The sequence below is a fragment of the Streptomyces sp. NBC_00704 genome (genome assembly GCF_036226605.1).
Classification (GTDB): Bacteria; Actinomycetota; Actinomycetes; order Streptomycetales; family Streptomycetaceae; genus Streptomyces.
In genome coordinates, this window is the sequence record NZ_CP109000.1 from 6,394,491 (window position 1) to 6,413,840 (window position 19,350).

Sequence of the window (19,350 nt, forward strand, 5' to 3'; positions counted from 1 at the left end):
GGCTCCGGGGGGCGCTCGGATGCGCGCGCGCCGACGGCGACGACGGGAGCCGTCGCCACCGCGCGACACGGCCCGCGGACGCCCACGCCCCGCCCGGACCGGGACGCCCGCGGCGGCGACGCCGCTCACGCCCCTCACCCCGCTCACACACGCCCCTCACCCCGACCGCGCCCCTCACCCCGCTCACCCCGACCGCGCCCGTAACCTCCGCCGCCTGCGGCGCGCCGAGGCTCACCGCCGGGGTCGCGAAAGGTCGTCGCAAGCCCGCTCGGGCCCAAGGGCTGCCGCGCGGGCTCACGCCGGGTCACTCCGCGCGTTCCAGCAGCGCCACCGGCAGGCGTGCGAACAGGTCCGCCACGCGCGTGTGCCCCGTGAACTCCCGTGCCGGGCCGTCCTGTCCGGACAGCACGTCGACCCACCGGCCCGGAGGCAGCGTCAGCCGTTCCTCGCGCCAGCCTCCCGCGCGGGACAGCCGCAGCGACAGCCGTGTCACGGCGGTGACGACCCGGCCGGAGCGCGCGAACGCCACGCAGTGGTCCGCGGCCGGCCCCTCGGCGGACAGCGGCTCGTACGTGGCGGCCTCACCGAAGGCCTCCGGCCGCCGCCGACGGAGCCGCAGCGCGGCCGCGGTCAGCGCGCCCTTGACGCCCGGGTCCTCGGGCGGGAACCGCACCGGACGCCGGTTGTCCGGGTCCACCAGCGCCCGGTACTCGCTCTCCGTGCCCTGGTAGACGTCCGGCACCCCCGGCATCGTCAGCTGCACCAGGGCCGTGCCCAGCACGTTCGCCCGGATGTGCGGCGCCAGCGCGTCGCGCAGCGCGGCCACCCGCTCGCCCGGCGCCCCGCACGGCCCCGCGGCCAGGAACGCGGCCAGCGCCTTCTCGTACTCCGGATCCTGCTCCGTCCAGGTGGTGTGGAGCCCCGCCTCGCGCGCGTGCTTGAGCAGTGCCTCCTGGACGCGCTCGGGGGCCGCGGGTCCGAGCCCGAAGACCGTCTGCCAGGCCGCCCACGCCAGCTGGAGGTCGGGAACGTCCTGCGGCGCGCCCGTGACCTCGTCCAGGAGGTCCGCCCAGCGCCGCGGGCACTCGGTGAGCACGGCCAGCGCGGCGCGCACGTCGGCGCTGCGCTTGGTGTCGTGCGTCGAGACGACCGTCCCCGTGACCGGCCAGTCGCGCTGCACGCGCGCGCAGTACGCGTGGAAGGCGGCCGTCGACACGCCCGGGGCGCCCGGATCGCCGCCCACCTCGTTGGCCGCCAGCAGCGGCACATAGCGGTAGAAGGCCGTGTCCTCCACCGACTTGGCGCGCAGCGCGGACGACGTCTGGGCGAACCGCGCGCGCAGCTCCGCCCCGCGCGGGCCCTCCCCGCCCAGCACCACCGCACGCACCGCGTCGACCGCCTCCGCCTCCTGCGGCACCGCGAACGCCTGCCGGGCCTGCTCCGCCGCCTCCTCGGTCACGACGGCCGCGGGGTCGCCCGAGGTGTAGGGCCGGTAGACCTCCATCCGCACGAGCAGCTCCGTCAGCGCCGTGCGCAGCGCCCAGGGCGCCCGGTCGCGCAGCGCGGGATCCTCCGGGTCCGTGCACACCCGGGACGCCGTGCGGGTCAGCCGGTCCGTCTCGGCCGCCAGCTCGTGGCCGATCACCGCGTACGCGGCGCGCCGCACGGTGGCCGCCCAGTCGCCCCCGCGGTCCGCCTGGGGGGCCGCGAAGTCCCGGTAGCGGTCCAGGAGCTCCCGCGCTCCCTCCGGGTCGGTGAAGAGGCCGTCGACGCGGCGCAGGGCGTCGTAGCCGGTGGTTCCGGCGACGGGCCAGGAGTGCGGGAGCCGCTCGCCGTCGGCGAGGATCTTCTCGACGACCGTCCAGCGGCCGCCGCTCGCCGTGTGCAGCCGCTCCAGGTAGGCGTCGGGGTCGGCGAGGCCGTCGGGGTGGTCCACGCGCAGTCCGTCGATCACCCCCTCCCGCACCAGGCGCAGGATCGTGCCGTGGGTGGCCTCGAACACCTCCGGGTCCTCCACCCGCACCCCGATCAGCTCCGAGACGCTGAAGAAGCGCCGGTAGTTCAGTTCGGTGCGGGCCAGCCGCCACCACGCCAGCCGGTACCACTGCGCGTCCAGGAGCCGCGGCAGCGGCAGTTCCGCGGTGCCCTCGCGCAGCGGGAACGCGTGGTCGTGGTAGCGCAGCACGTCGCCGTCGACGCGCAGGTGCTCCAGCTCCGCGCCGGCCGGGCCGCCCAGCACCGGGACCAGCATCCGGCCGTCCTGCGCCTCCCAGTCGACGTCGAACCAGCGCGCGTACGGCGACCGCGGGCCCTCGCGCAGCGTCTCCCACAGGGCGCGGTTGTGGCGCGGGGTCATCGCCATGTGGTTCGGCACGATGTCCACGACCAGCCCGAGGCCGTGCTCGCGCGCGGTGTCCGCGAGCGCCCGCAGGCCGTCCTCGCCGCCCAGTTCCTCCCGCACGCGCGCGGGGTCCACGACGTCGTAGCCGTGCAGGGAGCCCGGCACCGCCTCCAGGACCGGGGACAGATGCAGATGCGAGACCCCCAGCGAGGCCAGGTAGGGCACGGCCGCCGCAGCGGCCGCGAACGGGAACGCGGGCTGTAGTTGCAGCCGGTAGGTGGCCGTGGGCGTCACGGGAGTCGGGGCGGCACGTCGCTCAGGGGTCATGACCACCTACGTACCCGCCTCGTGGGGTTTCGTGTCACACCCCCGCCGGACGGGTCGGGCCCGTCCGCCCGTCCCGTCCGTCTCGTCCCGTCCGCGCCCCGGCCCCACCGCGCGGGACCGGGACCGGGACGGGGGGCCGGGCGTCGCTCCCGCGCGACGGGACGAGGCGAAGACGGGCCGTCGGGGCCCTACGTCGGGCGCTGGAGCACCGTCATGCTGCGGTCGACCAGCGTCAGCCGGGCCCCGGCCCGCAGCTCGGGGCCCGCGTCGGCCGCGACGGCCTGCGGGTCCGCCGTGTCGACGACCACCTTCCACTGCCGTCCGAGGTCGACCGGGACCACGAACTCCAGCGGGCGGGCGGTGGCGTTGAACATCAGCAGGAAGGAGTCGTCGGTGATCCGTTCGCCGCGCGCGCCCGGTTCGGAGATCGCGTTGCCGTTGAGGAACACCGACAGCGCGGACGCCTGCGCCCGGTCCCAGTCCCGGGGCCCCATCTCCTCCCCCTCCGGCGTGAACCAGGCGATGTCCGACAGCTCGCCGTGAGTGCCCTCCACCGGACGGCCGTGGAAGAAGCGCCGCCGCCGGAAGACGGGGTGCTCCTTGCGCAGCCCCACCAGCGCGCGGGTGAACTCCAGCAGCTCGGCGCCGGGGCCCTCGGCCTCGGGCCACTCGACCCAGGCCAGCTCGCTGTCCTGGCAGTACGCGTTGTTGTTGCCCTGCTGGGTGCGCCCGAACTCGTCCCCGTGACTGATCATGGGCACGCCCTGGGACAGCATCAGCGTGGCGATGAAGTTGCGCATCTGCCGGGCCCGCAGCCCCAGCACCCCGGGATCGTCGGTCTCGCCCTCGACGCCGCAGTTCCAGGACCGGTTGTGGCTCTCGCCGTCCCGGTTGTCCTCCCCGTTGGCCTCGTTGTGCTTGTCGTCGTAGGAAACCAGGTCGCGCAGGGTGAAGCCGTCGTGGCAGGTCACGAAGTTGATGGAGGCCAGCGGCCGCCGTCCGTCGTCCTGGTAGAGGTCGGAGGAGCCGGTCAGCCGGGAGGCGAACTCGCCGACCGCGCGCGCCTCGCCACGCCACACGTCGCGCACCGTGTCGCGGTACTTGCCGTTCCACTCCGTCCACAGGGGCGGGAAGTTCCCCACCTGGTAGCCGCCCTCGCCGACGTCCCACGGCTCCGCGATCAGCTTCACCTGGGACACCACCGGATCCTGCTGGACCAGGTCGAAGAACGACGACAACCGGTCCACCTCGTGGAACTGGCGGGCCAGGGTCGCCGCGAGGTCGAAGCGGAACCCGTCGACGTGCATCTCCAGGACCCAGTACCGCAGCGAGTCCATGATCATCTGAAGGACGTGCGGGGACCGCATGAGCAGCGAGTTGCCGGTCCCCGTCGTGTCCATGTAGTAGCGCGGGTCGTCCGTCAGCCGGTAGTACGACGGATTGTCGATCCCCTTGAAGGACAGCGTGGGACCCAGGTGGTTGCCCTCGGCGGTGTGGTTGTAGACCACGTCGAGGATGACCTCGATGCCCGCCTCGTGCAGCGCCCGCACCGCCGACTTGAACTCCAGCACCTGCTGGCCCCGGTCGCCCCAGGAGGCGTACGCGTTGTGCGGCGCGAAGAAGCCGATCGTGTTGTAGCCCCAGTAGTTGTTCAGGCCCATGTCGACCAGCCGGTGGTCGTTGACGAACTGGTGCACCGGCATCATCTCCAGGGCCGTCACCCCCAGCTCCGTCAGATGCTCGAGGACCGCCGGGTGCGCCAGCGCCGCGTAGGTGCCGCGCAGCTCCTCGGGCAGCCCCGGATGGCGCATCGTCAGGCCCTTGACGTGCGCCTCGTAGATCACCGTGCGGTGGTACTCCGTACGGGGGCTGCGGTCGTCTCCCCAGTCGAAGTAGGGGTTCACCACGACCGACGTCATCGTGTGCGGGGCGGAGTCGAGGTCGTTGCGCCGTTCGGGGTCGTCGAAGTGGTACCCGTACACCTCCTCGCCCCATCGCACGGACCCGCTGACCGCCTTCGCGTACGGGTCGAGCAGCAGCTTCGCCGAGTTGCAGCGCAGCCCGCGACCGGGGTCGTACGGGCCGTGCACGCGAAAGCCGTAGCGCTGCCCCGGCATGATGCCGGGCACGTACGCGTGCCGGACGAACGCGTCGCTCTCGCGCAGTTCCACCGCCGTCTCCGAGCCGTCGTCGTGCAACAGACACAGCTCTACTCGGTCCGCGGCCTCCGTGAAGACCGCGAAGTTCGTGCCGGCGCCGTCGTACGTGGCACCGAGTGGATACGCCTCTCCAGGCCAGACCTGCATGGACACGACTCTTTCAGGTGTCGGGCCCCGGTGGGGGCGGCTCGGGTTCGAGTCTCCAGGAAAGTGAGGGAACCACCTGTGACTTACGCCCCTCTTACCAAATGACCAGTGCATACGCCGACATATGACGTGTGCCGAACCGGTGGGGCAGACGTACTCCCGCGCAGCAGGGGGAGTAGGGGGAGATTGTGCGCACTACGGTGCGCCGCCACCTGGGCAAGGTGGTGGCGGGGACGGCCATTGCGGTGGCCGCGACAGCCGTGATGGTGGGGATCACCCTGCCGGGCACGGCGGGGGCGGACGACAAGGGAGGCGCGACAGGGCAGGGCGCCGGACGGAACGCCGCGCGGACGGCAGACCGGCAGCGGGCCGGGGCGGCGGGGGGCGTCGCGCCCGGCGTCGTCGAAGGGGCGCCCGCCGAGGGCGACCGCGGCCACGGCCGCGACCCGTTGACCGACGACGAGACCGCGCGCGTGGAGCGCATCGCGCTCAGCCGGCAGCAGTTCAACGCCGCCCAGGACGTGGACGGCGACCGCGGCCCCCAGCGTCTCGGCGTGGACCTCGCCGAGCCCCGGGCCGACGAGGTGGACGATCCGAACGCACCGCGGCGGGCGGAGGTGTCGTTCTACGACTACCGCAACGACACCCTGCTGACCAGGACCGTCAACCTCGACACCGGAAAGCTCGAGGCCACCGGCGTCCAGCACGGCGTCCAGCCGCCGCTCGGCCCCGCCGAGCAGACCGAGGTCGCCCGGCTGCTGATCGCCGACCCGCTCGGCGCGGGCCTCAGGGCCGACTACAAGGACGCCACCGGCAAGGCGCTCACCTCCCCGGCCCAGCTGCAACTCGCCAGCATGGTCTACCGGGCGGTGCCGGGCGCCGAGCCCGCCGTCCTCGACACGTGCGGGGAGCACCGCTGCGCGCGGCTGCTGACGAAGGTCAGGAACGGTCCGTGGATCGACACCCGGTCCCTGATCGTCGACCTCAGCACCGGCAAGGTCGCCCGGCTCACCCGCTGAACCGGCCCGCGGTACCACCTCCCAGTTCCGTTTTCCGACGTGTCTCCCACGCGGGGAGGCAAAGGAGTCGTGTCCTCATGCGCGTTCCCGATCCGATCGGCGGCCTCCGGCCGCGGGGCGTCAGCCGTGTCCGCAAGGGAGCCCTCGTCGGCCTCTCGGTGGCCGCCCTGGCCGCAGGCGCGGCCGCCGGGGCCGGCCCGGCCGCCGCCCGGCCCAAGACCGCTCCCGCGGCGGCGGCCGACTGCAGCGCCGCCTACCGCATCGAGCAGAAGCTCTCCACCGGCACCACCTGGCGCATGTGCTGGCGCTTCGAGTCCAAGTCCGGCCTGGTCCTGGAGAAGATCTCCTACCAGCCGCCCGGCGAGCCCAAGCCGATCAGAGTCCTCAACAGCGCCAAGATCGCCCAGATCCACGTGCCCTACGACGACGGCACGAACGAGTACAACGACATCACCGACTACAACTTCGGCTCCGGCCTGGTGAACATGGCGCCCGCCGAGTGCCCCGGCGGCACCATCAAGACGGTGAAGGTCCCCGAGTCGTTCTCCGACAACCCGAACGTCAAGGGCCTGTGCACCACCACGCGCGCGCGGGGCCACGCCTACCGCATGGAGGCCGACACGGGCAACAAGGTCTTCCAGGCCCAGGGCAAGGACCTGCTCGTCTACACCGTCAACAAGGTCGGCTGGTACGAGTACATCACCGAGTGGCGCTTCTCCGACGACGGCGCGATCAACATGAACATCGGCGCCACCGGCAGCCTCTCGCCCGTCGACTACGACGCCGGCGACGGCCGCGGCTGGCCCCTCGGCAAGGGCGCCAAGGCCTACGCCACCAGCCACAGCCACAACGTCTTCTGGCGGCTCGACTTCGGCCTCGACGGCAACTCCGCCGCCAAGGTCGAGCAGTACGACTCGGTCGTCAGCCCGCCCGCCGGCTCGGACCAGGGCCCGACCGCCAAGACCACGCGCACGGTCGTCGGCAAGGAACTCGCGGGCGACGCGGCCACCATGCGCTGGTGGCGCGTGGTCAGCGCCACCGGCAAGAACAAGGACGGGCACCCCCGCTCCTACGAGTTCGTCCCCGGCGCCACCACCAAGTACTCCGGACGCCCCTTCACCCGGCACGACGTCTACTTCACCGAGTACAACCAGTGCGAGCAGTACGCCAGCAACAACGTGCGCAACTGCGGGTCCCCGCTGCACGGTTACTCCGTCGACAAGTGGGTGGACGGCCAGCCCCTCACCCACCCGGTGGCCTGGGTGAACGTGGGCTTCCACCACATCGCGCGCGACGAGGACCAGCAGCCCATGCCGGTCCACTGGCAGGGCTTCTCCCTGGTCCCCAGGGACGTCACGGCCATGAACCCGCTCACACCCCCCGCCCTCGCGGGACAGAACGGTCGCCCCGGCAACGGAAGTTGAGAAACGACCTGTCCATCCGGCTGCACCGCCCGCCGCTCCCGGAGTACCCTTCCTTGATCGTTGGCACGGGGAGAGCTCGGGGGAGCGGAAGGCGGTGCGCGGGTGGGCTCGGGAGGGCTGGAGCTGCCCCCTGGTGACGAGGGTCACGAGGGGGGCTCCGCAGACGTCCCGACCGGCACGGTGTCCCTGGCCCGGCCGATGGAGACGCACGCCATCGGTCCGGAGCTGGACTGGGACACCGACGCCTGGCGCGAGGTCCGCGTCCGCGCCCAGCGGGCCGGCCGGGCCTACATCTGGCTGAACCTCGTCGAACAGCGGCTGCGCGCCGTGGTGGCCGCCGTGCTGCGGCCCATCTACGAACCCGTGCACGGCGACGAGTGGGTCGTCGCCGCGGCCGGACCCGCCGGACAGGAATGGGTCCAGCGCGCCGTCGCCGTGCGCGAGGTCAGCCGCCGCAAGGGCTATCTGCTCGACCCGGCCGACGACAACGTCATCTCCTTCCTCACCCTGCCCCAGCTGCGCGAGCTGATGGTGCAGCACTGGCCCTGCTTCGAGCCGTACTTCGACGACCGCCGCGACGTCGAACTGGCCCTGGACGAGCTGGAGGTGACCCGCAACGTCGTCTCCCGCAACCGCGCGCTGTCCGAGGCCGTGCTGAGCCAGGCCGAACGGGCCTCCGCACGACTGCTGGAGATGCTCGGCACCAGCGGCGACGTGCCCTCCGCGCGCAGACTGCCCGTGGACGCCGTCGAGGACCTCGTCGGCGACCGCTACGCGGACGTGGTCGCCGTCCACACCGACCGGGTGCGGCTGCTGCGCCAGTTCCCCGCCGAGGACATCTTCGACGGCTCCCGCCGCATCGACGCCATCGGCATCGGCCTCAACCTGCTCGTGCAGAACTTCTCCGGCCGCCGGCTGGTCCGCCTCGCCGAGGGCGGCGCCCGCGTCCGGCTGCTCTTCCTCAACCCCGCCTCCAGCGCGGTCAAGCGCCGCGAGCGCGAACTCGGCATGAAACGCGGCGAACTGAGCCGGGCCGTGGAGATGAACATCCTGCACATGCGCCGGGTCCGCGCCCGGCTGCGCGACCCGGGCGCCTTCCAGATCCAGGTGTACGACGAGACGCCCCGCTTCACCGCCTACCTCGTCGACGGCGACGGCGCCGACGGCATCGCCGTGATCCAGTCCTATCTGCGGCGGATGCGCGGAATGGAGGCGCCGGTGCTGGTGCTGCGCGGCGGCAACCGGGTGGTCAAGTCGGGCGAGGTGGGAGAAGGCGGACTCTTCGCGGCGTATCGCGAGGAGTTCGAGCTCGCCTGGGCCGATTCACGACCGGTGTCCTGATCCGTCCGGTCCACCCGATCTGTCCGGTCCATCCGGTCCATCCGGTCCATCCGGTCCATCCGGTCCGTGCGATTCGTCCCCGGACCGGGCGCGGCCCCGGGCCGCGTGTGCGGAACGCGATCCTCGGATTGTCAGTGGCCCGTGCGAGGGTGGAGACCACTGGGGGAAAGCACCACCGAGAAGGGGGGCCATCATGGCCTGGTACCAGGAGCTGCTGATCGGCTTCGACCTGGAGACGACCGGGACGGACCCGCGCGAGGCGCGCATCGTCACGGGAGCCGTGATCGAGGTCAGGGACGGGCAGGTCCTGGGCCACCGCGAGTGGCTGGCGGATCCGGGCGTCGAGATCCCGGCCGACGCGGTCGCCGTGCACGGCATCAGCAACGAGCGGGCCGCCGCCGAAGGCGCCCCCGCCGACCGGGTGGCGGACGCCCTCGCGGACGTCCTCACCGGCTACTGGCGCACCGGCGTCCCGGTCGTGGCCTACAACGCCGCCTTCGACCTCACCCTCCTCTCCGCCGAGCTGCGCCGCCACGGCCTGCCTTCGCTGAGCGACCGGCTGGGCGGCCTCGACCCGGCGCCGGTCGTCGACCCGTACACCATCGACCGCTCGGTGGACCGCTACCGGCGCGGCAAGCGCAACCTCGAGGCGGTCTGCGGCGAGTACGGCGTCCCTCTGGAGCGCGCGCACGACGCCTCGGCGGACGCCCTGGCCGCGGCCCGCCTCGCCTGCGCCATAGCCGTCCGCCATCCCAAGGTCGCCTCCCTCGGCCCGGCGGAGCTGCACCGCCGTCAGATCGAGTGGTACGCGCAATGGGCGGCGGACTTCCAGGACTTCCTGCGCCGCAAGGGCGACGCGGACGCGGTGGTGGACAGCGCCTGGCCGATGCGCGAACCGGCCACGAAACCCGCCTGACGTCTCCAGCCCCCTGAGGCTTCCAACCCCCTAAGGCTGAGGGGGCGACCACGCGCACTCCCGTATCGGCACGGGGGCGGTCGTGTGCGCGGCTCGGGCCGAGGATCGCGCGCGGCCGGTCAGAAGCGGCGGGTCAGAAGCGGCGGGTCAGAACGGGTACCAGCGCACGCCTGCGTCACCGTCCCGCAGCGAGGCCACGCGGCGGCGGAACTCGGCCAGCGCTTTGGGATTCGAGGGCGCGTGCTGGGCGACCCAGGCGCAGCTCGCGGTCTCGCGGGCGCCCCGCAGGACCTCGCAGCCCGCCCACTCCCGCACGTCCCAGCCGTACGCCTCGGTGAACGCGTCGTACTCCGCGGCGGGCAGGCCGTACCGGTCGCGGGAGAGCGCCATCACCACCAGGTCGTGCTCGCGCAGATCGGCGGAGACGGTCTCCAGGTCGACCAGGACGGGGCCGTCGGGCCCGACGTGCACATTGCGGGGCAGCGCGTCCCCGTGGACCGGACCGGGAGGCAGGTGCGGGGTGAGCGCGGCGGCGGCCGACGCGAAGCCGTCGCGGCGCTCACGCAGATACGCCGCGTCCGCCGGGTCGACGGCGTCGCCCGCGAGGCGCAGCCAGCGTTCCACCCCGGACAGCAGGTCGCGCGGCGGCAGCCCGAACCGCGGGACGGGCAAGGAGTGGAGCAGGCGCAGCAGGTCGGCCAGATCGCGCGGCCCGGCGGGACGGACCGGGTCGGGCAGCCGGTGCCACACCGTCACCGGGCGGCCCTCGGCCAGCAGCGGCTCCGGCGCGGCCGCGCGCACCGCGGGGACGCCCGCGTCGGCGAGCCATGCGGCGACGTCCAGCTCGCGCCGGGCCCGGTCGAGAAGCTCGGCGTCGCGCCCCACCTTCACCACCAGGTCACCCGCGGCGAACACCGCGTTCTCGCCCAGGGCGAGCAGCCGCGCGTCGGTGGCCGGGCCGGGCAGCACTCCCGCCGCGGCCAGTGCGTCGCGCGCAAGTGCCTCGTCCATCGTCCGCCTCCGTGTCGTTCCTCGCCCGGCGTCGCCTCGCCCGGCGTCGCCTCGCCCGGCGTCGCCTCGCCCGGCGTCGCCTCGCCCGGCGTCGCCTCGCCCGGCGTCGCCTCTCCCGGCATCGCCTCTCCCGGCGTCCGGCGCACCGGGCGGCGTCCGGATCCGGCCGTCCGACGGTCAGTGTCGCATTCGTGCGGACGGCTCCGCGCGCGCGGTGTGTTGACGGCGTACCGCGCCTTCCGCGTCCGGAGCCCGCCCCGTCCGTGCGCGGCTGCGCCGAGTGGAAGGACACGGCCGGCATGCCTGAAGCGCGTCACGGCGGCCGGCGCGGTAAACGGATTGCACGAGACGTATCGTCTCGTTTACGGTCGATGGCATGACCAGTCGCCCCGCCCACATCGCCATGTTCTCCATCGCCGCGCACGGCCACGTGAACCCGAGCCTGGAAGTCGTCCGCGAACTCGTCGCGCGCGGCCACCGGGTGACCTACGCGATTCCGCCCGTCTTCGCCGAGAAGGTCGCCGCCACCGGCGCCGAGGTCAAGACGTGGCACTCGACCCTGCCCGCGCCCGACGACGACCCCGCCGCCTGGGGCAGCACCCTCCTCGACCACGTGGAGCCCTTCCTGGCCGATGCGATCCAGGCGCTGCCCCGGCTGAGCGAGGCCTACGAGGGGGACCGGCCCGATCTGGTGCTGCACGACATCACCTCGTACCCGGCCCGCGTCCTCGCCCACCGCTGGGGTGTCCCCGCGATCTCCCTCTCGCCCAACCTCGTGGCCTGGGAGGGGTACGAGGAGGAGGTCGCCGAGCCGATGTGGGCCGAGCCGAGGCGGACGGAGCGCGGCAGGGCCTACTACGCCCGTTTCCACGCCTGGCTGGAGGAGAACGGGATCACCGAGCACCCCGACCGCTTCGTCGGCCGGCCCGCCCGCTCGCTCGTGCTGATTCCCCGGGCGCTCCAGCCCTGCGCCGACCGGGTCGACGGCAGCGTGTACACGTTCGTCGGCGCGTGCCAGGGCGACCGGGCGGCCGAGGGGGAGTGGACCCGTCCCGCCGGCGCCGACCGGGTCGTCCTCGTCTCGCTGGGCTCGACGTTCACCGAGCGGCCCGACTTCTACCGGGAGTGCGTGCGGGCCTTCGGGGACCTGCCCGGCTGGCGCCTCGTGCTCCAGATCGGCAGGCACGTCGACCCCGCGGTCCTGGGTGACCTGCCCGACACCGTCGAAGTCCACGCCTGGGTACCGCAGTTGGCGGTCCTTCGGCAGGCGGACCTGTTCGTGACGCACGCCGGCGCCGGCGGCAGCCAGGAAGGCCTGGCCACCGCCACGCCGATGATCGCCGTACCCCAGGCCGTGGACCAGTTCGGCAACGCCGACGTGCTGGAGGGCCTCGGAGTGGCCCGGCAGATCCCCACGGCGGAGGCGACGGCCGAGGCCCTGCGGGCGGCGGCCCTGGCCCTCGTCGGCGACGCCGAGGTCGCCCGGCGGCTCAAGGACATCCAGGCCGAGATGGCGGACGAGGGCGGCACCCGGCGCGCCGCCGACCTCATCGAGGCCGAACTCCCCGCCTGACCCGCACGCCCTCCACCGCGCCGGACTCCCCCTGACCCGCACGGCTCCACCGCGCCGAACCGTGCGTGCCCCGACCGCGCCCCGACCGTGCCCCGGCCACACGCCGGCCGGGGGACACAGGTGAGGGCTCGTCGACTCCCCCGGGAGGTCGACGAGCCCTCGTTCCGCGAGCCCTCGTTCAGCGCGAGCCCTCGTTGCGCGAGGCCTCGGCAGGGTCAGACCGGCAGGCGCTCGCCCTCGTCGTCGCGCGCCGCCGGGGCGACCGGCTCCGGCGCCTCGTCGTGGGTGAAGTCGGGCAGCCAGCCCAGCCACTTCGGCAGGTACCAGTTGCGCTCACCGAGCAGCGCCATCACGGCCGGCAGCAGCACGCCCCGGATGACCGTCGCGTCGATCAGGACCGCGGCCGCCAGGCCCACGCCCATCTGCTTCATGGACTGCATGGACAGCGTTCCGAAGATCGCGAACACGGCGACCATGATGACCGCGGCGCTGGTGACCACGCCCGCCGTGGTGACCACACCGTGCCGGATGGCCTCGTTCGTCGTACGCCCCCGCAGCCGCGCCTCACGGATCCGCGAGACGACGAACACGTGGTAGTCCATCGACAGGCCGAAGAGGATGACGAAGAGGAACAGGGGCAGCCAGGTGATGAGGGCGCCGACGCCCTCCGCCCCCACCAGCGAAGCGCCCCAGCCGTGCTGGAAGACGGCCACCAGGATGCCGTAGGCCGCGCCCACCGACAGCAGGTTGAGCACGATCGAGGTGATCGCGATCGTCAGCGACCGGAAGGACAGCAGCATCAGCAGGAAGGCGAAGACCACGACGAACGCGAAGACGGGCGCGACGGCTCCGGCCAGCTGGTCGTTGAAGTCGTTCGACCCGGCCACCTGTCCGGTGATCGGAGCCTGCACGCCGTCGACCTTGCCGAGTGTGGCGGGGCGCACCTCGTCGCGCAGCTTGTCCAGGCTCGCCCCCGCCTTGTCCAGGTCCGAGCCGCCGACCAGCGGCACGTACACGTAGGCGAGGTTCTGCGCGTCGTGCAGCTTGATCTCGACCGGCCCGCGCGAGGCGCCCGAGCTGATCGCCCGCTGCCGGAACTGCTCCAGCGCCGCCTTCACCTCGGGGGCGTTGATGTCGGCAGCCTTGACGATGACCTCGGCCGGCTCGGAGCCGCCCGGGAAGGCGTCGTTGACCCGGTTGTAGGTCTGCACGATGGGCAGCGAGTCGCCGAACTCCTGGTCCAGGGTGAGGTTCTGCGTCTTCATGCCGACCGCCGGAGCGGCGATGGCGAGCAGCGCGCCGGCCGCGACGACCAGCGAGACGGCGGGCCTGGCGAGGACGACCCTCAGCACCGCGCTCCAGAACCGGCTGCCCTCGTCGCCGCGTCCGCGGCCCGCCTTGCGGCGACGCCGGTCGGGGTGCAGGAACGGGATCCGTCCCTTCTCCACCCGCTCGCCGAGCAGCGACAGCAGCGCCGGCAGCACGGTCACCGAACCGACCATGGCGACCGCGACCACCATCAGGGAGGCCAGGCCCATCGCCTCGAACGTGGCGAGCCCGGTGAACAGCATGCCCGCCATGGCCACGCACACGGTGACGCCGGAGACGATCACGGCCCGGCCGCTGGTGGCGGCGGCGATCCTGAGCGCGGTCTCCGGGTCGCGTCCCGCCGCCCGCTCCTCACGCTCACGGCGCAGGTAGAACAGGCAGTAGTCGACGCCCACGGCCAGACCCACCAGCAGCATCACCGAACTGGCGGTGTCGTCCATCGGCTGGAAATGGCTGACGATGCTCATCAGGCCCGTCGTCGCCATGATCGCGGTGATCGCCAGGGCCACCGGCAGCAGCGCCGCGACCAGCGCGCCGAAGGCGATCAGCAGGATGCCCAGCGCCACGGGCACGGCCGAGTACTCCGCCTGCTGGAAGTCGTCGCCGAACGCGTCGTCGAACGTCTTCGCCATGCTGGCGCCGCCGATCTCCTCGATCCGCAGCGAGGAGTGCTCCTTGCCGACCGCGTCCACGGCCTTGAGCACCGGCTCCACCCGGTCGCCCGCGGTGTCGGAGTCGCCGCGCATGTCGAACTGGACGAGCGCGCTGCGACCGTCCTTCGAGATCGTCTTCGTGTCGTACGGCGAACTCACGTCGGTCGCCTCGCCGGTCTTGCCGACGGCCGTGACGACGGCGGCGACGGCGGCCCGGAACTCGGGGTCCGTGGCCTTGACGGAGCCGTCCTTCGACTGGATGAGGACCGTCTCACTGGCCGGCTCCTCGATGCCCGCGTCCTCGACGATCCGGGCGGCCGTGCGGGTCTCGCCCCCGAGCTGGTCGCTCTCCTTGACGTCGACCGTCCCCGCCGCCGACCCGATCCCCATGGCCAGGACGACGAACAGCAGCCAGACGCCCACCGCGGCCCATCGATGCCGGGCGCTCCAGCCGCCGGCCCGCGCGGCGATGCCCCGCACCCGTATTTCTCCGCTCACCATGACGGGCTGCCCCCTTGTGATGCGGTAGCAGCCCCTGCCGCCACCTTCCGATTCGAAGGTATGCGCTGGATAAAGCCATCTCCTCGTGCTGCCCGGTGACGTGCGGGGCCCCCGACTCCTCCCGTCGGACCGCCCCGTCTCACCGCTGGGGAGGACAGTGGTCCCTTACATCTATCCGGTGGTCTCGGGGACGGCGATCAGGGTGAGGCCGGCCGCGGACGGTGGAAGTGAACGAATACGCAAGTTTGTTGAACAAGTCACAGACGTGTGGAGAAGTACGCAGGATATGGATCCGCAGGCCCTGGATCGGCCAGAGTCTCCTACCGGTCACCCACCCCGGACGCGGCCGTCGTGCCCACCCCCACGGGGCACGACGGCCGCTTAGGGTGGGCGGATGACGACGACGTACGCCGCCCTGTTGCGAGGCATCAACGTGGGCGGCAGCAGAAAGGTCCCGATGGCCGACCTGCGCGCCCTCATGGAGGGTCTCGGCCACGGCGAGGTGCGCACCCATCTGCAGAGCGGCCAGGCCGTGTTCGCCGGCGCGCACGGCGACGAGGAGAGCCTCGCGGCCGACCTCACGGCGGCGATCGCGGAGCGGTTCGGCTTCGACGTCGGCGTGATCGTCCGCGACCACGCCTATCTGAAGGCCGTCGCCGACGCCTGCCCGTTCCCGGCCGCCGAGCTGACGGCGAAACAACTGCACGTCACCTACTGCTCCGCCCCCGTCGACGAGGAGCGCTACGCGGGCATCGACCGCGCCGCCCACCTCCCCGAGGAGTTCCGGCTCGGCGACCGCGCCCTGTACCTGTACGCCCCGGAGGGACTGGGCCGCTCCCGGCTGGCCGAGCAACTGGCCAGGCCCCGCGTCACCAAGGGCCTGATCACCACCACCCGGAACTGGAACACCGTCGTCAAACTGGTGGAGATGACGCGGGCCTGAGAGCGTCGCGGTCCCCGGCACAGGTGTGCGAGGCTCGTCCCATGCGCTACATCATCATCGGGGCAGGGGCGATCGGCGGAACGGTCGGCGGGCGGCTCGCGGAGTCCGGGCAGGAGGTCGTCCTCGTCGCGCGCGGCGCGCACCGGGCGGCGCTCGCCGAGGGCGGACTGCGGCTCCGCGTGCCGGAGGGCGAGCTGACCCACCGGCTGCCCGTGGTCGCCGGACCGGACGAACTCGGCACACTGCGGGCCGACGACGTCCTCGTCCTCGCCGTGAAGACCCAGGACAGCGAGGCGGCGCTGCACACCTGGGGCCCGGCCCCCGTCGAGGGCGGGGGCACGGCGGCCGAGCGGCTCCCGCTGGTGTGCGCCCAGAACGGAGTGGAGAGCCCCCGGATGGCCCTGCGCCGGTTCCGGCACGTCTACGCCGTCTGCGTCTGGCTGCCCTCGACCCACGTGGAGCCCGGCGTCGTCTCCGCCGCCGGCGCCCCGCTCACCGGCATCCTCCACCTCGGCCGCCACCCGCACGGCGTCGACGACACCGCCCGCGGCATCTGTGCCGACCTGGAGAAGGCGCGCTTCGAGGCGCCGGCCGTCCCCGACGTCGCCCGCTGGCAGTACGCCAAGCTGCTGTCCAACCTCGGCAACGCCCTCGAAGCGGTGAGCGGCCCGGTCACCGGCCCCGCTGGCGAGGCGCTGTTCGACCGGGTGCGCGCGGAGGGCGCGGCCGTGCTCGACGCGGCCGGCATCGCGTACACGGGCGCGGAAGAGCAGCGCGCGGCCCGCGGCGACAAGGTCACCCTGGTCCCGCTCCCCGGCGTCCCGCGCGGCGGCGGCTCCTCCTGGCAGTCCCTCAGCCGCGGCGCGGGCAGCATCGAGGCCGACTACCTCAACGGCGAGATCGTGCTCCTCGGCCGCCTGCACGGCGTGCCGACCCCGCTGAACGAACTGCTGCAACGGCTCGCGAACGCCTTCGCCCGCGAGCGCAGGGCGCCGGGATCCCTCCCTCTGAGCCAGCTCGTCCGCATGGCGGACGACGCCGTCGCCGGCGTCCGCACCGGCTGAGGACTCGCCCGGCCGATCGCAAGGGACGGTCGCAAGGGACGGTCGCGAGGCCGGGGCGCGGCGCTGGGACGCGGCGCTGGGACGCGGCGCCGGGACGCGGCCCGCGGGTGTGGGACAGGAGGGTGGGCGCCGGCGGGTCAGGCGCCGACGGCCGCCCGCAGCGGCGTGCGCGCCGAGTCGTAGCGCCCCAGCAGCACCCGGGCCACCTCCGGCGCCGGGCCGAGCACATCGGCCAGGACGTCCGCCCCGGCCGCGCCCCGCGCGATGCGGTCCGGCAGGAAGCCGGGAGCCAGGACGTACGGGGCGACCGCGACCCGGGAGCAGCCCAGCTCGCGCAGCTCGCGGACCGCGTCCTCGGTGCGCGGAAGGGAGGCGGAGGCGAACGCAGGCCGCACGGCACACCAACCGGTGCGCCGCCACTCCCGCGCGATTGCTGCGATCACTGCGATCGCCTCCGGGTCCGTGGACCCCGCCGAGGCCAGGACGACCCCGGTCGAGGACTTGTCGGCGGGCGTCAACCCCGCCTCGTACAACCGCCGTTCCAGGGCGCTCAGCAGCAGCGGGGACGGGCCGAGCACCTCGGCCTGCCGGATCCGCAGCCGCGACGGCGCGTCCCGCAGCACCGCCGGGATGTCCGCCTTCGCGTGGAACGCGCGGGTCAGCAGCAGCGGCAGCGCCACCACCTCACGCACGCCCTCCGCGGCCAGCGACTCCAGCACCCCCTGCACGGACGGGACGTTGAAGTCCAGGAAGCCGGTCTCCACCCGCAGCCCGGGCCGCAGGGACCGCACGCGCCGCACGAGCGCGTCGACGGTCGCCGCGTGCCGCGGATCGCGGCTCCCGTGGGCGATCACCACGAGAACGGGAGAGAGCGGATTCCTGGACACGGCCCGTCAGCCCTTCACCAGCAGACCGCGACTGCGCAGCACCCACCGCTCCAGCGGGCTGAAGATCAGCAGGTCGATGGCGATGCCGACGAACAGGATGAGCAGGATCGCCTCGAACACCATCGACATGTCGCTCGCGTTGCGCCCGTTCTCCAGCAACTGGCCGAGGCCCACGCCGAGATCGGGGAACGACGCGATGATCTCCGCCGCCATCAGCGAACGCCACGAGAACGCCCAGCCCTGCTTCAGGCCCGCCACATAGCCGGGCAGCGCGGCCGGCAGCGTGATGTGGACGGTGCCCCGCAGGCCCGTCGCGCCCATGGTGCGCCCGGCCCGCAGGAACAACGGCGGCACCTGGTCGACGCCGGACACCAGCCCGTTGGCGATGGACGGCACCGCCCCGAGCAGGATCACCGCGTACATCATCGAGTTGTTCAGACCCAGCCACAGCACGGCCGGCGGCACCCAGGCCACCGACGGGAGCGACTGCAGACCCGACAGGATCGGTCCGATCGCCGCCCGCACGAACTTCACCCGCGCCACCAGCAGCCCCAGCGGAGTGCCGATCGCGAGGGCGAAGAGGAAGCCGAGCAGACCGCGCGAGACGCTGGTCCAGATGTAGCCGAGCAGCTCGCCCCGGAGCCAGGCGTCCCGCAGCGTGGCCCAGACGTCCAGCGGCGAGACCAGCTTCGTCGGGTCGTCGACCACCTTGAAGGTGATCTGCCAGACGACCAGCAGCAACGCGCTCGCGACGAGCGGCGGCAGGATCTTGTCGACGAACGTCCGCCGGAAGGGGACACGGCCCGCGGGGGTGACCACGTCCAGCGCGTCGAGACCCGCCTCCACACCGTCCAGCGCGTGGGCGGCCGGCTTCGCCGCCGTCGTCGTGTTCGTCTCAGTGCTGGCCATGACGGCGGATCTCCCCACGCAGGACTTCGGTGATCTCGACGGACAGTTCCGCCACGGGGGCGTCCTCGATGCGGCGCGGCTGCGGGATGTCCACCGACCACTCGCGCGCCACCCGGCCGGGCCGGGAGGACAGCAGCACGACGCGCTGCGCGAGCCGGACCGCCTCGCGCACGTTGTGCGTGACGAAGAGGACGGACAGCCCCGTCTCCTCCCAGATCCGGGTCAGCTCGTCGTGCAGCACGTCCCGCGTGATGGCGTCCAGCGCCGCGAACGGCTCGTCCATCAGCAGCAGCCGGCTCTCCTGTGCCAGCGCGCGGGCCATCGCCACGCGCTGGCGCATGCCGCCGGACAGCTCGTGCACCCGCTTGCCGTGCGCGCCCTTCAGCCGGACCAGCTCCAGCAGTTCCTCGGCCTTGTCGCGCCGGTCCGGCTTCGCCACCCCCCTCAGCTTCAGGGCGAGTTCGATGTTCTTTCCGGCCGTCAGCCACGGGAAGAGGGCGTGCTCCTGGAACATCAGCGCCGCACGGCCGTCCGTGGTGATGGTCCCGGCGGTCGGCCTGTCGAGGCCCGCCACCAGGTTCAGCAGCGTGGACTTCCCGCAGCCCGAGGCCCCCAGGAGGGTGACGAACTCGCCGGGCGCGACATCGAGGGTGATGTCGTCCAGGACGAGCTGCTCCCCGCCCGGTCCCGCGAAGGACTTCGAGACGTGCTCGAGGCGTGCCGCGTACTCCACCGACTCAACGGTCTCGGCGGCCTTGGCGAGGGTCGTGGCCATGGTCGTCACCTCCTGGGAACTCATCGGATGC

At 73.0% G+C, this 19,350-nt stretch carries 13 protein-coding genes and 1 pseudogene; 7 read left to right on the top strand and 7 right to left on the bottom strand.

The window, feature by feature from the left end:
* Positions 1–304: 304 nt before the first annotated feature.
* Positions 305–2,668: a malto-oligosyltrehalose synthase gene (gene treY, locus OG802_RS27815; protein ID WP_329414797.1), complete on the bottom strand. Its 2,364-nt coding sequence runs from the start codon at positions 2,666–2,668 to the stop codon at positions 305–307.
* Positions 2,669–2,856: 188 nt separating this feature from the next.
* The gene (glgX, locus tag OG802_RS27820; RefSeq protein WP_329414798.1) at positions 2,857–4,974 is read right to left on the bottom strand and encodes a glycogen debranching protein GlgX; all 2,118 of its coding nucleotides are present in this window, start codon (positions 4,972–4,974) and stop codon (positions 2,857–2,859) included.
* Positions 4,975–5,162: 188 nt separating this feature from the next.
* Here glgX and OG802_RS27825 point away from each other — a divergent pair, with 188 nt between their 5' ends.
* The 4 genes from OG802_RS27825 (at position 5,163) to OG802_RS27840 (ending at position 9,674) form a co-directional block, all read left to right on the top strand.
* Positions 5,163–5,993: a Tat pathway signal sequence domain protein gene (locus OG802_RS27825; protein WP_329414800.1), complete on the top strand. Its 831-nt coding sequence runs from the start codon at positions 5,163–5,165 to the stop codon at positions 5,991–5,993.
* 77 nt (positions 5,994–6,070) lie between these two features.
* Positions 6,071–7,417, top strand: coding sequence for a copper amine oxidase (locus OG802_RS27830; RefSeq protein WP_329414802.1), 1,347 nt, complete (start codon positions 6,071–6,073; stop codon positions 7,415–7,417).
* 102 nt (positions 7,418–7,519) lie between these two features.
* A complete protein-coding gene (locus OG802_RS27835; RefSeq protein WP_329417434.1) occupies positions 7,520–8,758 on the top strand; it encodes an SAV2148 family HEPN domain-containing protein in 1,239 nt (412 codons plus the stop codon).
* 193 nt (positions 8,759–8,951) lie between these two features.
* Positions 8,952–9,674 carry a 3'-5' exonuclease gene (locus OG802_RS27840; RefSeq protein WP_329414803.1) on the top strand — a complete coding sequence of 241 codons (723 nt, stop codon included), beginning with the start codon at positions 8,952–8,954 and terminating at the stop codon, positions 9,672–9,674.
* A gap of 147 nt (positions 9,675–9,821) precedes the next feature.
* Here the strand turns inward: OG802_RS27840 and OG802_RS27845 are convergent, their stop codons facing one another.
* Positions 9,822–10,685: a phosphotransferase enzyme family protein gene (locus tag OG802_RS27845; RefSeq protein WP_329414805.1), complete on the bottom strand. Its 864-nt coding sequence runs from the start codon at positions 10,683–10,685 to the stop codon at positions 9,822–9,824.
* A gap of 339 nt (positions 10,686–11,024) precedes the next feature.
* Between OG802_RS27845 and mgt the strand changes: the two are divergent.
* Positions 11,025–12,258 (top strand): annotated as a pseudogene (gene mgt, locus OG802_RS27850) (macrolide-inactivating glycosyltransferase).
* Between the two features lie 215 nt (positions 12,259–12,473).
* On the opposite strand, the gene OG802_RS27855 reads toward mgt, so the two are convergent.
* On the bottom strand, positions 12,474–14,741 hold the full coding sequence (locus OG802_RS27855; RefSeq protein WP_329414806.1) for an MMPL family transporter: 2,268 nt from the start codon (positions 14,739–14,741) through the stop codon (positions 12,474–12,476).
* Between the two features lie 394 nt (positions 14,742–15,135).
* On the opposite strand from OG802_RS27855, the gene OG802_RS27860 reads away from it, so the two are divergent.
* Both OG802_RS27860 and OG802_RS27865 read left to right on the top strand, forming a co-directional pair.
* On the top strand, positions 15,136–15,684 hold the full coding sequence (locus OG802_RS27860; RefSeq protein ID WP_329414807.1) for a DUF1697 domain-containing protein: 549 nt from the start codon (positions 15,136–15,138) through the stop codon (positions 15,682–15,684).
* Positions 15,685–15,725: 41 nt separating this feature from the next.
* Positions 15,726–16,748, top strand: a complete 1,023-nt coding sequence (locus OG802_RS27865; RefSeq protein WP_329414808.1) for a ketopantoate reductase family protein — start codon at positions 15,726–15,728, stop codon at positions 16,746–16,748.
* 137 nt (positions 16,749–16,885) lie between these two features.
* On the opposite strand, the gene OG802_RS27870 is transcribed toward OG802_RS27865, so the two are convergent.
* Genes OG802_RS27870 through OG802_RS27880 form a run of 3 tightly spaced genes read right to left on the bottom strand, consistent with a single transcriptional unit; the run spans position 16,886 to position 19,343 of the window.
* Positions 16,886–17,635 carry a sirohydrochlorin chelatase gene (locus OG802_RS27870; RefSeq protein ID WP_329414810.1) on the bottom strand — a complete coding sequence of 250 codons (750 nt, stop codon included), beginning with the start codon at positions 17,633–17,635 and terminating at the stop codon, positions 16,886–16,888.
* 6 nt (positions 17,636–17,641) lie between these two features.
* Entirely contained in the window at positions 17,642–18,544 is a 903-nt protein-coding gene (locus OG802_RS27875) for an ABC transporter permease (protein WP_329414811.1), read from the bottom strand.
* Positions 18,531–19,343, bottom strand: a complete 813-nt coding sequence (locus OG802_RS27880) for an ABC transporter ATP-binding protein (protein ID WP_329414812.1) — start codon at positions 19,341–19,343, stop codon at positions 18,531–18,533. The genes OG802_RS27875 and OG802_RS27880 overlap by 14 nt, the downstream gene beginning before the upstream one ends.
* Between the last annotated feature and the right edge of the window lie 7 nt (positions 19,344–19,350).